Raw genomic sequence first — 12631 nt, forward strand, 5'->3', positions numbered from 1 at the left:
AACAAAAATTAGAGTAGGCCTAGCCATGCCTACTCTAACTTTTGACTATCGATGAAAAAAACATATTCAAGAGTTCAGGGTGCTTTATGGAAATAAGGCCAAGTACTACGACTAATAAGCCGATAGTCCAAAAAATCAACGCCACTGTTCGATAACTAGCAAGAAGAAAATCAGAAAAAATATCAGTTAAGGTCTCTAATAAAGCTACCCAGAATGGTTTTCCTGTATCTTCATCCATTCCCCAAAAAATCCATCCCAACAGCAGGAAGAAAAACCCAAAAGCAATGAGTATGAGTGCTCCTGTCACAGTTATCACCCACCTTTATTCTATTTTATTTTTCGACAGCTTGTTAGTTGAATAAGAAAAAGGCGAAAAGTAAAGGAGATGTGTATAAATATAAAAAGCCCCATAGCAATGCTGCCGATGGGGCTAGTTCATTTATTCTAATTGTTTTCCTTTTGAAATTGAATCATAAACTCACTGAAAGCCTTGCAAGCTTCAAAAGGTACGGCATTGTAAGTTGACACGCGGCATCCCCCAACGGAGCGATGGCCGTTTACTCCGACAAATCCTTCAAGTTTTGCCTGAGCTAAGAAACGCTTTTCTAATTCTTCGGTTTTTAAATTAAAGGTTATGTTCATGAGAGAACGGCTGTCCTTTTCAGCATGGCCGATGTAAAAACCATTACTTGAATCGATTGCATCATAAATCAGGTTCGCTTTTTTATCATTCAGTTCAGAAATGGCCTTTAATCCGCCTAACTCACGGGCCCAATTTAGAACTTCTCCAAGCATGTAAATGCCAAAGGTTGGAGGTGTGTTATATAAGGAATTATTCTTTGCATGTGTGCCATACTTTAACATCGTTGGGATGTTTGTGTTTGCTTGAGCAAGCAAATCCTTGCGTATAATCACGACAGTCACACCAGATGGGCCGAGGTTCTTTTGTGCACCAGCGTAAATAAGGGCAAACTTGCTGACATCAATCGGCTTTGAAAGAATATCACTCGACATGTCGGCGATTAATGGAACCTCACCTGTGTTTGGATATTCCTTCCATTGTGTGCCGTAAATGGTATTGTTTGATGTAATGTGCAAATAGGCATCTTCATTTTTGAACTGCAATTCCTCAACCTTTGGAATGCTTCGGTACTTGCCTTCTTTTGTAGAGGCTGAATGGTAAACCTCCCCAAATAATTTGGCCTCTGTGAATGCCTTCTCAGACCAAGATCCAGTCATGACATAGGCGGCTTGTTTCCCAGGTTGTAAAAAATTCATCGGAATCATGGAAAATTGGAGGCTTGCTCCGCCCTGAAGGAAAAGCACTTCATAATTATCTGGAATCGACAATAACTCTCGTAAACTGTCAATTGCCTGATTATGTACCTCCTCATAAGGCTTGCTGCGGTGGCTCAATTCCATTACAGACATTCCAGTACCACGAAAATCAATTAATTCCTGTTGAGCTTTTTCTAAAACGGTAATCGGCAGTGCGGATGGACCAGCATTAAAATTATAGGTTCGATTAACTTGTACTTTCATTTGTCTCACTCCAATTTTTAATTTACTTGAATATAACATGTTTTTCGAATGTTATGTTTTTTAAAGTGAAGATTTTTGAAAAAAATTTTGATTTTTTTATTTGGTTTGGTCAAATCCCGAACTTCTTGCAGAAAATACCAATTGTTCACAATGTTGAAGCCATATCTTAAAATGAATTAAAATATTTTTATGCACTAGATAAATTTTGAGGTACCGTTCGAAAAATGATTTTAGGGAGAGTCATGTAATGGGTGATTTTAATCTTTTATTTCGGAAAAGAATCGGTTGGCCTGATAGGGAAGTCATAACTTTTGAAAAATTGGATCATGTCTTGGAAAAGACTGCGAAATCAATCCCGTTTGAAAATTTGTGTATCATCGAGAATAGGACAACTGATATTTCAAAAGAGAACTTAATTAGTAAAATAATCAAAAAAAACGAAGGCGGGCTTTGCTATGACCTAAATTCCATCCTTTACTTATTTTTAGTGGAAAATGGCTTTGATGCAGCCTTAGTTCGCGGAGTGGTCTATGACCATGCTGGTCAGCGATGGAATACGTTTGGAAGGACACACGTCGCTATTATCATTAACCACCAAGGAAAAAAATATCTCATTGATTCTGGTTTTGGAGGGAATTTACCTTTAAAAGCTGTTCCGTTTACAGGAGAGGTTATCGAATCCAGAAATGGAGAATTTAGAGTAAAGAGAGTAGATATTGAGCATGGTGATTATGTTTTATTTATGAAATTAAAGTATAAAGACAAGGATTGGAAAGTGGGATATGTATTTGATTCTACCGATCTAATAAAAGATGTATTTAAATTAAATGAAGTACAAAAAATCATTATAGAGCACCCAGAATCCCCTTTTAACAAAAAACCATTAATTACAAGGATAACGGATAGAGGGAATATGATTCTAACGGATACTTCTTTTACAGAATGGGATAATGGAAAAGTTACTAAACAGGAAATCGATACTAAAAGATTTAAAGAAATGGTTAAGGACCATTTTGGGATTCAATCTTATTAAAGCCAGCGAGTATGAACTCGCTGGCTTTTTTAATACAATAGATTTACCTTTTTTTATTTTTGACTTCTTTTGCAGCGGGTTGATTTTTAACCACAACTTTTTCAAATTCTACGTATACATGAATGACTCTTTCATCAATTTGCTTAATATCAACAACTTTTCCTTTTTTTCCTTTTATTTTTATGGGCTCATCGACCGAAGGAATTGTTGATCGCAGCTGACTTAAAAGGATAGATTTATTTTCTAAAAAATGAATAACAACCACCTTTGAACGCTCCTTTATTATTCGGATTTTTTATAGGAAATTAACTTCTCCTAATAAATATTGAATAAGAAGGAGATTTAGACCAACCTGGTAAAAGTTCAAAAGTGTTTTTTTATCTTGCAAGAGTTGAATCTAAATAATCTGAAAACTATTTTGACTTTACCTTGATTTATTATATAAAAGATGAGTTCTTAATTTATTCCAACCTTACTGCTTCTTCTTTCTAACAAAATCGTATCCCGCCAATTACCATCCAATTTACCGATACGCTCGCGTCTACCCACTTCCCGAAAGCCATATTTTATATGTAATTGGAGACTTGTAGCATTTTCAGGGAAAATACTAGATTGAAGCATCCAAAATCCTCTTTCTTCACTTATATCAATTAAAGCCTGTAACAGCTTACTGCCTATGCCTTTCCCGCTGCTGGTTTGACTAACATAGATGCTTACTTCGGCAACACCCGAATAAACTACTCGACTAGATACAGGACTTAGAGCAGCCCATCCTAAAATAGTACCTTCTAAGCGGGCAACAATACGACAATTCGATATATGTCCGTTGTCCCATTCTTCCCAAGAAGGAGCCTCTTTTTGGAAGGTGGCATTGCCGGTTGCGATTCCTTCAAGATAAATTGCCTTGACTTGCTCCCAATCTTCTTTTTGCATTTTATCAATATAAATAGAATTTTTCATATAAACACCAACTTAATCTAAATTTCTTTAATAAATACCTTACTGATTATATCTAAGTATAGGATTGATCAACATAATCTTTGCAATAAAAATAAGATGGAGTATTATGAAAATACTAATAATAGGAGATTTCAAAATGAATTCAAAAACAAAATGGAATTCGAAGCATAAAGAACGCTTAGAGCAGTTGAAGGAACCTGCTGCGAATCCAAGATTAATGAACCTTTCTACATATCTTTCAGGAGGCACTGCACTTGATTTGGCTTGTGGTTTGGGGGGAAACAGTTTCTTCCTTGCTCGAATGAATTATTGCGTTGAGGCATTTGATATTTCGGATGTCGCTATCAACTTTATTCAAGATTATTCAGTAAAAAATAATCTTAACTTGCACCCTCAGGTGGCCGATCTAACGAGTTTAGATATAATAAATTGGCCTAACAGCCCTTATGATTTAATAGTTATTTCTTATTACCTAGATCGCTCATTATTCCCCATTGTTAAGAACCTCATAAGAGATGATGGTTATTTTTTTATGGAAACCTTTTATCAGTCTCCTCTGGATGAAAATCAGGGAGTATCCAATCAATATAAGCTTAATTCAAAAGAATTGTTAGCTCAATTTGGCAATTGGAAGGTAGTCTTTTTTGAAGAAAATGAAAAAGAGGGACGGCAGACAATATTTTGTAAAAATGTTAATTACAATCTTTCTTAAGAAGCTCTATAGAGGATACGGCCTGCAAAAAATCACTGTGCCGAGTCCATAAGAAGGGCTATAGAGGACACTGCTTGCCAAAAATCTAGCAACCAAGTCCGTAAGAAGGGTTATAGCGGATATGGCCAGCCATAATTCTCGATTCCGAGTCCGCAAGAAGCGCTATAGAGGACACCGCTGCTCTAAAATCCGGCTACCGAGTCCATAGGTATTGAAGTTTACAATATGTATTAAAAATAATCACTAAGCCATCGAATGATTGCTATTTTTAATTTATAATACATGATAGTATCGAATATAAATCCGTTGAATCATCTGTGTGGGGGAACAGTTTATGGTGAGTGTTAAAAAAGTAATAATCGATGGTGAAAGTATTCATGTATTTAAAAGCGCCATTTATCTTTTTGAATCAAGCACAGGAATCACTTTAGAATTAGATCTGATTGTCAGTGAGGTTACTGTGAAGAAATATAAAAAGATGGAGAACATTATTATTGAAATAGAGTTAGAGGATGGAAGAATCATAAATTCCATTATGCATGTAAAAGTCTTTTCTGGAGGTCTACCGCAGCTTAATTTATTTTGTGAGCTCGATGACATACAAGAGTATGAAGATTTCGATAAAGTGAACGAAAATGATGCCTGGTTTCCAAATATCGAAGAAGGAATCACTTTAGAAGAAATCAGGAAAGTTGAAATGCCGATTGAAGAAGTTAGTTTAAAATTAAAACTCCCAATCGACCAGGTGGAATGGTTGAAAAGTCAAAAAAAGGGACCTTTAAATGAAATGATAAAAGAATGGATTGAGGAGTTTAGAAAAGTAAACAAAAGCTGAGCCCAAAAGGGGCTTCAGCTTTTGTTTAATAGAATTATAAATATGGACTTTCGTGCTTTGCTTTGAGCCTCATCCAGCGTCGTTCGACCTCATCATCAAACATTTGCAGCATGTCTTTGCTGTCCTCAGTTAACATATGCTTCGTTTTCCCCATCAATTTCAACCATTCGGAGACATCTAACCGTTTATTTTTAACCTCAGGGTCATAAGTGATGGTTGTAATACCTCTTTCCACTTCATAAAGAGGGAAGAAACAGGAATTTACCGCAGCTTCAACGATTGTCTGGCCTAATTCGTCCTTTGATTTCCAATTCAATGGGCAGGTTATTAAAATTTTGCCGTAAACCAAGCCTTCATTCTGGGCATACCACTGGGCTTTGGCAGCTTTCTTTAACAGGTCACGGTCAAAAGCTTCAGTTCCTGTAAATACATAAGGAATATGAGTGGCGGCCATAATTTGAGCGGTATCTTTATGATGGAACGGCTTGCCTTTTTGGAATGTGCCCACACTTGAGGTACTTGTCATATGACCCATTGGAGTCGAGTAGGATAGCTGGCTGCCTGTGTTCATGTAACCTTCATTATCATATTCAAGGATGATCATTTTATGGTTTCTTAGGGCTGTACCAATGGCAGGACCCATACCAATATCCATTCCACCATCACCAGTAACCATGACAAAGGTAAAATCATCACTCAGGCCTAGTTCAGCAAATTCACCGCGCCTTTTTCGTTCATGAAACATTTCCACAAGACCAGAAAGAGTAGCAGAACCATTTTGGAATAAATTATGGATGTAAGTCGCTTTATGCGAACTATAAGGAAAACCAGTAGTTACGACCATGGCACATCCGGTATGGAATAAGGCTACAATATCTCCTTCAATTCCTTTGAAGAACAGCTCTAGCCCAGAGAAAATTCCGCAGCCAGGACACGCTCCATGTCCAGAAGCCAATCGTTTTGGTTTTTTTGTTAAGCTACGCATCGGAGGAATTTTCACTTTTAGCCCCCCGGTAGTTTCATCAGGAGTAACGGTAATTAAACCAGTATTCAAATCTTCTTTTTTCATAGGATTTAATACTCTTTTCGGTGCAAATTCAGGGGCTCCTGGGTTGTGTCCAAAATAGTCAAAAGTCTTTTCCACGTGTCTTGAATTAGCTGCATCCAGAGCTAACTGGAAAAACTGTTCGGCGTCATCAGAATAAAAATCTTTGCCGCCTAATCCGTAGATTCGGTTTATGACCTTTGTATGGGTATTTCCAACCGTTTGCAGAGCAGCTCTTAATTCCAGTGCCATATTACCTCCGTGTGCCCCGTAAGAGTCTGCACGGTCTCCTACTGTTACCGCTTTCACATTTTTCAATGCTTCTGCCAATTTCTTTTGCGGAAAAGGACGAATCATGTTAGGGGAGATTACCCCGGCTTTGATTCCTTGTAGACGAAGCTTGTCGGCCACATCCTTACAAACCTCTGCAGCTGAATTTAACATAAATACAGCTACTTCAGCATCCTCCATGCGGTATAAATCAAGGACTGGATATTCCCGCCCTGTTAATTGCGCATATTCTTTCGAAATTATTTCAAAAACACGTTCCGCATTGTACATGGCTTCAGATTGTTGAAAACAATTATTAATATAGTCCGGTTCATTCATATATGGACCAATGGTCACAGGATTATCCCGATCTAACGCATGAGGGAAATTCCTAGGAGGATCGCCGATAAATTTCTGAACATCCGCTCTATTTTTTACAACCTGTACCCGTCGTTTCTGATGGGAGGTGAAATATCCGTCGAATGAAACGATGACAGGTAGTCTGACTTCAGGATCTTCCGCTAGTTTAATGGCGATAATGTTCATATCATAGACAATTTGTGGATCTCGGGCCATCAAGATGGGCCAGCCGGTATTCAAAGCAAAATATAAATCAGAATGATCCCCGTGTATATTTAACGGTCCTGACACCGAGCGGTTGACTAAATTCAATACCATTGGGAAACGGGTTCCGGATTGCACAGGCAGCTGCTCTAACATATATAAAAATCCATTTGCACTTGTGGCGTTAAAAACTCGGCCGCCGCCAGTTGATGCTCCGTAACAGATACCGGCTGAACCGTGCTCTCCATCAGCTGGAATCAGCACGATATCATGTTCCCCTTTGGCTTTCATCCCATCAAGGAACTGGGCAACCTCAGTGGAAGGGGAGATTGGATAATATCCCATTACGTGATAGTTAATTTGGTGGGCTGCATAGGCGGCCATTTCATTTCCTGATTCAAAAACTACATTTTGTTCAACCGTTCCGGTAGGAACAGTTAGATTTTCTTGGTTAATTTCAATGGACATGAAAATCCCACCCTTTCCTTAATTTCGAATCGCCAAATCAAACAAATGCGGCACACGGTTCTTGTCAGCGTATCCGTCGTTGTATTCTCTTTCTCCTGTAAGCGCTTCAACAGGACAAGCGTGGACGCATTTCAAACAGCCCTTACAATATTGGTAGTCAATCCCTTGAAGGAACATTTGGGCGCGACCTCGTTTGTCTTCCTTCTCTTCCCAAACAAAGCAAAAGTCCGGGCAAGCAGTATCGCAGGCTGCACAATTGATGCATTTTTCTTCATGAAAATGGGGGAGCATTCCGGCGCGTGAAATGCTTAAATCCTTTAAAATACTGTTTCCTGGATTTGTAATCATCCCGCCAATGGCTTGAGTTTTATATCCTAGGAGCGGTTCAGGTCTTTTAAACGGCTTTGGTTCCATTCCTTCATCAAGCTTAAAGGCTTTAAATTCGACTTCATTGTATCCTCGGTTAAAGGTACGAATATTTGGCTCAACCAAATGAGGATATTTCTTTTCGAATGTTCGGCGAATGGTCTGTTTCATTGACACTGGATCTAAGAAATCTAGAATCCGATAAAGTGCTCCAAGCATGGCGGTGTTGGCTTTTGTTTGTTCTTCTAAAGCTATTCCTGTGGCATCAATAATGGCAATGGTTCCACCAGAAATTTTCATTTGCTTTTTTAATTCATCAGGGGATTTTTGAGAATTCACTAAGATGGTACTGTCGGGATAGATTCCGCTTGTGCAATCGATGGTTTTAAAAAGGGCATCATGGAAAATGCCGACAACATGGGGTCGTTCTATGGGAGTGGTGTCACGAATGTTGGTTTCAGGGTCACAAAAACGTATGTGCGCTTTGACAGGGGAGCCTTTTTTCTCAGATCCGTATGATGAAAAACCGACTCCATTCAGTCCGTTTCCAACAACGCCATCCTCGGATAGCATTTTTCCTGCCAAATTAGCTCCTAAGCCTCCAATGGATTCGAGGCGGATTTCAAAGAAGCCTAATTCATTGATTTTCGGCAATTTTGACAATTGTATTCCTCCCATCTGTGTAAACCGAATTAACAATAAGAATTTTATGAATTTTCAATAAATTTTACTTTTTTATTGTAACAGGTAATAAAAACAGTTACAACAGTTTTTTACTATGGGAAAATTACATGGTGTAATAATGGTGGTTTTATTGGGGTTATGAGTATTGTTTAATGGGTTCGTTGCAATTATATTTTTGATTTGATATAGTACAGATTTTGCTTGTTGTATAACAATTAATTTAATAATTTTTTTGGATAGAGGACTTTATTACTTTATGAACCTTATTTATTTCTAAAAAATAATGCTTTGGTAAATGATATGGTTGTTTTTATACTCTGTTGATTGGAGCGGAAAGAGAGCGCCTGGAGCGGAAATCAACAGACTAATTTAACAGAGCCCAAAATATAGAAGAGGAGAAGACCATGAAAAAACTGATATTCTCCTCTTTTAATGTAATATAATAGTAGGTAAATGTATTAAGAATTTCTAAGAAAGGCGGACAAGTGATGAATCAAAATGCTGATGAATCCAAAGCTTTAGAAAGTCATCCGGCATGGTTACAAATTTACATTGATTCTCCCGAAAAGCAAAGGCAACTATATAAACGGACTTTGATCATTGTTGTTATTTCGCAAATTTTTGGAGGAGCCGGACTTGCAGCGGGCATTACTGTGGGAGCGCTTTTGGCACAAGACATGCTGGGTTCGGATCGTTTTGCCGGTGTTCCGGCATTCTTGCTTACCTTAGGATCTGCTGGGGCGGCACTTATTGTAGGCAGGCTCTCCCAACGGTTTGGACGCCGAACGGGACTTGCGGCGGGATTCATGGCTGGCGGCTTGGGCGCAATTGGCGTAATCCTAGCAGCATTAACCCATAATGTCTTTCTGCTATTTTTTTCTCTACTAATCTATGGAGCAGGTAGTGCTTCGAACCTGCAAGCACGCTATGCAGGTTCCGACTTGGCCACCAGTACACAGCGAGCAACTGCCATCAGCATTGCATTGGTATCGACCACGTTTGGTGCTGTAGCAGGTCCTAATTTAGTGGGTGTCATGGGCAGTGTTGCTGTGTCAATCGGTGTTCCTGCTTTAGCCGGCCCTTTTATTTTAGGCGCTGCTGCTTTTCTTCTCGCTGGTTTTGTGCTTTCAGCTTTTCTTCGCCCAGATCCACTTGAAGTCGCGAAAGCCATAAGAGCTGTGAAAAGAATAGATGAGGAGCATTTTTTAGTTGAGAATACCAATAATGTAAAAATAAAAAATCGGGGTATTGTGGTAGGGGCTGCCATCATGATTTTAACCCAAATGGTAATGGTTGCGATCATGACCATGACACCTGTTCAAATGAAGCATCATGGACATGGCTTGAGTGAAGTGGGATTGGTAATAGGGATCCATATTGGCGCCATGTACCTGCCATCATTGGTAACTGGTATTCTGGTAGACAAGATTGGACGTACAGCTATGGCTATCGCTTCTGGAGCCACTCTCCTTGCGGCAGGTGTTCTAGCCGCGAGTGCACCAGCCGATTCCATGGTGCTCCTAGTCATTGCCCTCGCTTTACTTGGACTTGGCTGGAACTTTGGTTTAATAAGTGGGACCGCACTCATCGTGGATGCCACACATCCTACTACCCGTGCAAAAACCCAGGGGACGATAGATGTATTGATTGCTTTATCTGGGGCTTCAGGTGGAGCTCTTTCAGGAATTGTTGTAGCACAATCCAGTTATACTACACTATCTCTGGCCGGAGGATTCCTTTCACTGCTGCTTATCCCTGTCGTGATCTGGTCTAAACGTTCTAAAAATTAAATGCAAAGCTAAATCCTTTATATTTTTTGTTTGTGTTTGTTATTATGAAGACAAAAGGAGATGATTGGTAAATGGCGAAGCAAACCAGGATCGGGAAGACAGATTTATATGTTAATCCTATTGGACTCGGAACCAATGCTGTAGGAGGGCATAACTTATTTCCAAACCTCGATGAGGAAGCTGGAAGAGATTTAGTCCGTGCAGGTCTAGCAAATGGAATCAATTTCTTAGATACTGCTTTCATCTATGGAATAGGCCGCTCAGAAGAAATTATTGGTGAAGTAGTAAAGGAAAGAGGGAATCGCTCGGAGGTTGTCATCGCCTCAAAAGCGGCCCATAAATTTGTTGGAAAAGACATTGTGCTGGACAACTCCCCTGCCTTTTTAAAGCAATCCGTCGAAGACAGTTTAAAACTCCTGCAGACGGATTACATCGATTTATTTTATATTCATTTTCCCGATAATGATACCCCGAAGGATGAAGCGGTCGGGGCATTGAAGCAATTGAAGGATGAAGGAAAAATCAGAGCAATTGGTGTATCGAATTTTACGATGGAACAGTTAAAAGAAGCTAATAAAGATGGCTATGTAGATGTATTTCAAGGCGAGTATAATCTTTTAAGCCGTCAGGCAGAGAAGGAATTATTCCCATACATGACCGAACACAAGATTTCCTTTGTTCCATTCTACCCGCTAGCTTCAGGGTTATTGACCGGTAAATACGACATAGCTACCGAAATAAGTGAAAAGAATCAAAAGAGACCGAATTTTCAAGGAGAAAGGTATCAACAGAACCTGGAAAAAATAGAGAAGGTACGGAAAATTGCCCTGGCAAAAGGAGTAGAAGTCTCTCACATCGTTCTTGCTTGGTATTTAACGCGGGATGCGATTGATGTCATTATCCCAGGTGCCAAGCGGGCAGAACAAGTGCTTCACAATCTTAAAACGTTAGAGGTCCAGCTGACTGCAGAAGAAATTCAAGCGATTGATCGGATTTTTGCTTAATAATTTCATTCTTTTCCAAAAGTGGGGTCTGACCCCGCTTTTTTCTATTTCCCCTCATTTTGGCAATTTCCTCGGACTTTTTACGCATTTTTGAGTTTTGTAACAATAAATTAATATTTTGGTTGTATAATAAAAACTTGTTATCAATACAAGGAGGAATATTTAAATGGAATGGACTTTAGCCGGATTGTTTGTGATATCCGTTTTATTACTAATCTTTTCTATTTCAAAATCTACACATGCTGCAAAGGTAGAACATAATCAAATTGATTTGATTCATATATCTACGATGAAAGAAATTAATTCCTTACAGGAGTCCATTCGGAATCTTGAGCTTGACAATGTACTTTTGATGAAAGAAGCAGGGGTCCAACTCACTTCTGAGGAAAAAATTCTTAAGCGTGAAGTACTAGATTTATTTAAACGCAATTATTCGTTAGAAAGTATTGCCGATCTGAAACAAGTCTCAGTAAATAAAATTGAAAAGATCGTTGCCCCTTTTCAGGATTTAAAGGATGAAGGGAGAAAAGTTGCCAATGAGAATTAACTTATTAAGCAGCTTTGCAGCCGGAATTCTTATTACGACAGCAATTTGCGGCACTGTGTACTTTACTGATAACAGTAAAGTTGCGAAAGCTTCTGCCAAACCAGCTGCTAAACCAGCTGAAACGCAGACTTTATCTGAAAAAGAAATGAAAGAAAAGCTGGCAGCCGCAGGCTATGTTATTCAAACGAAAGCTGAATATGACAAGAGCGTGAAAGAGGCAAAGACAAGTGTACAAAAACAAACTCCCGCTGAAGACAACAAGTCTACTAAAACTGTCACGAAACTAATCGTGAATGTATCAGAGGGTATGACCAGCATTGATGTTGGAAATATGCTAGTTAAAGCAGGTATGGTTCAAAATGCGTTTGACTTCTCTAAAGTTATTGAGAAAAGAGAGCTAACGGACAAACTACGCCCAGGAGTTTTTGTGGTTGATAGTAATATGACTTTTGATCAAATTGTAGGAACTATTTTTAAGTAATATATAAAAGTGCGAAGTACAACGAAAGGAAATAGCGTTGTACTTCGCACTTTTTTATGTTGGCTAATATAATAAAACAAAATTGGACAAGACTGTAATAGGAAAAGGAAGGAGCAAATCACATGAATAACCCTTTTAATTACTCGGAAATTTCCTATAACGAGGTCATTTTCTATTTAGAATCCAAATGGGGGCGTCGGTTAAATGATCATGAACGACATGTATTAATCGAGGGATATAAATTTGGCAGAATGATCGAGGCTGAAAATGAAATCAAAATTCTGTTTGCGCAACAATAATTGAACACTAAGCCCTTTGAGGCATTTTTTT

The 12631-nt window shown here is 38.8% G+C and carries 14 protein-coding genes; 8 read left to right on the forward strand and 6 right to left on the reverse strand.

Going from position 1 to position 12631, the window contains the following annotated elements:
* Nucleotides 1–34 precede the first annotated feature (34 nt).
* Entirely contained in the window at nt 35–307 is a 273-nt protein-coding gene (locus tag ACIFOT_RS05730; RefSeq protein ID WP_430062881.1) for a hypothetical protein, read from the reverse strand.
* Between the two features lie 137 nt (nt 308–444).
* Nucleotides 445–1542 (reverse strand): 3-phosphoserine/phosphohydroxythreonine transaminase, encoded by a 1098-nt coding sequence (serC, locus tag ACIFOT_RS05735; protein ID WP_430062884.1) that lies wholly within the window; start codon nt 1540–1542, stop codon nt 445–447.
* Between the two features lie 247 nt (nt 1543–1789).
* Between serC and ACIFOT_RS05740 the strand changes: the two genes are divergently transcribed.
* The gene (locus ACIFOT_RS05740) at nt 1790–2575 is read left to right on the forward strand and encodes an arylamine N-acetyltransferase family protein (RefSeq protein WP_430062886.1); all 786 of its coding nucleotides are present in this window, start codon (nt 1790–1792) and stop codon (nt 2573–2575) included.
* A 43-nt stretch (nt 2576–2618) separates the two neighbouring features.
* Here the strand turns inward: ACIFOT_RS05740 and ACIFOT_RS05745 are convergent, their stop codons facing one another.
* Both ACIFOT_RS05745 and ACIFOT_RS05750 read right to left on the reverse strand, forming a co-directional pair.
* Nucleotides 2619–2840, reverse strand: a complete 222-nt coding sequence (locus ACIFOT_RS05745; protein ID WP_430062889.1) for a hypothetical protein — start codon at nt 2838–2840, stop codon at nt 2619–2621.
* A gap of 191 nt (nt 2841–3031) precedes the next feature.
* Nucleotides 3032–3535, reverse strand: coding sequence for an N-acetyltransferase family protein (locus ACIFOT_RS05750; protein ID WP_430062892.1), 504 nt, complete (start codon nt 3533–3535; stop codon nt 3032–3034).
* A gap of 136 nt (nt 3536–3671) precedes the next feature.
* On the opposite strand from ACIFOT_RS05750, the gene ACIFOT_RS05755 reads away from it, so the two are divergent.
* Both ACIFOT_RS05755 and ACIFOT_RS05760 read left to right on the forward strand, forming a co-directional pair.
* Nucleotides 3672–4247: a class I SAM-dependent methyltransferase gene (locus ACIFOT_RS05755; RefSeq protein WP_430062895.1), complete on the forward strand. Its 576-nt coding sequence runs from the start codon at nt 3672–3674 to the stop codon at nt 4245–4247.
* Between the two features lie 334 nt (nt 4248–4581).
* Nucleotides 4582–5082: a hypothetical protein gene (locus tag ACIFOT_RS05760; protein WP_430062898.1), complete on the forward strand. Its 501-nt coding sequence runs from the start codon at nt 4582–4584 to the stop codon at nt 5080–5082.
* A 34-nt stretch (nt 5083–5116) separates the two neighbouring features.
* Here ACIFOT_RS05760 and ACIFOT_RS05765 read toward each other — a convergent pair whose 3' ends face one another.
* Together ACIFOT_RS05765 and ACIFOT_RS05770 are read right to left on the reverse strand one after the other, a co-directional pair.
* A complete protein-coding gene (locus ACIFOT_RS05765; RefSeq protein ID WP_430062901.1) occupies nt 5117–7429 on the reverse strand; it encodes a thiamine pyrophosphate-dependent enzyme in 2313 nt (770 codons plus the stop codon).
* 18 nt (nt 7430–7447) lie between these two features.
* A complete protein-coding gene (locus ACIFOT_RS05770) occupies nt 7448–8458 on the reverse strand; it encodes a 2-oxoacid:acceptor oxidoreductase family protein (protein WP_430062904.1) in 1011 nt (336 codons plus the stop codon).
* A 509-nt stretch (nt 8459–8967) separates the two neighbouring features.
* Between ACIFOT_RS05770 and ACIFOT_RS05775 the strand changes: the two genes are divergently transcribed.
* The 5 genes from ACIFOT_RS05775 (at nt 8968) to ACIFOT_RS05795 (ending at nt 12600) form a co-directional block, all read left to right on the forward strand.
* The gene (locus tag ACIFOT_RS05775; RefSeq protein WP_430062907.1) at nt 8968–10269 is read left to right on the forward strand and encodes an MFS transporter; all 1302 of its coding nucleotides are present in this window, start codon (nt 8968–8970) and stop codon (nt 10267–10269) included.
* Nucleotides 10270–10340: 71 nt separating this feature from the next.
* Entirely contained in the window at nt 10341–11273 is a 933-nt protein-coding gene (locus ACIFOT_RS05780; RefSeq protein ID WP_430062909.1) for an aldo/keto reductase, read from the forward strand.
* Between the two features lie 166 nt (nt 11274–11439).
* The gene (locus tag ACIFOT_RS05785; protein ID WP_430062912.1) at nt 11440–11820 is read left to right on the forward strand and encodes a hypothetical protein; all 381 of its coding nucleotides are present in this window, start codon (nt 11440–11442) and stop codon (nt 11818–11820) included.
* The gene (locus ACIFOT_RS05790) at nt 11810–12301 is read left to right on the forward strand and encodes an aminodeoxychorismate lyase (RefSeq protein WP_430062915.1); all 492 of its coding nucleotides are present in this window, start codon (nt 11810–11812) and stop codon (nt 12299–12301) included. The genes ACIFOT_RS05785 and ACIFOT_RS05790 overlap by 11 nt, the downstream gene beginning before the upstream one ends.
* A 122-nt stretch (nt 12302–12423) precedes the next feature.
* On the forward strand, nt 12424–12600 hold the full coding sequence (locus tag ACIFOT_RS05795) for a hypothetical protein (RefSeq protein ID WP_430062917.1): 177 nt from the start codon (nt 12424–12426) through the stop codon (nt 12598–12600).
* The last annotated feature ends 31 nt before the right edge of the window (nt 12601–12631 follow it).

Source organism: Neobacillus sp. NRS-1170 (assembly GCF_050468025.1).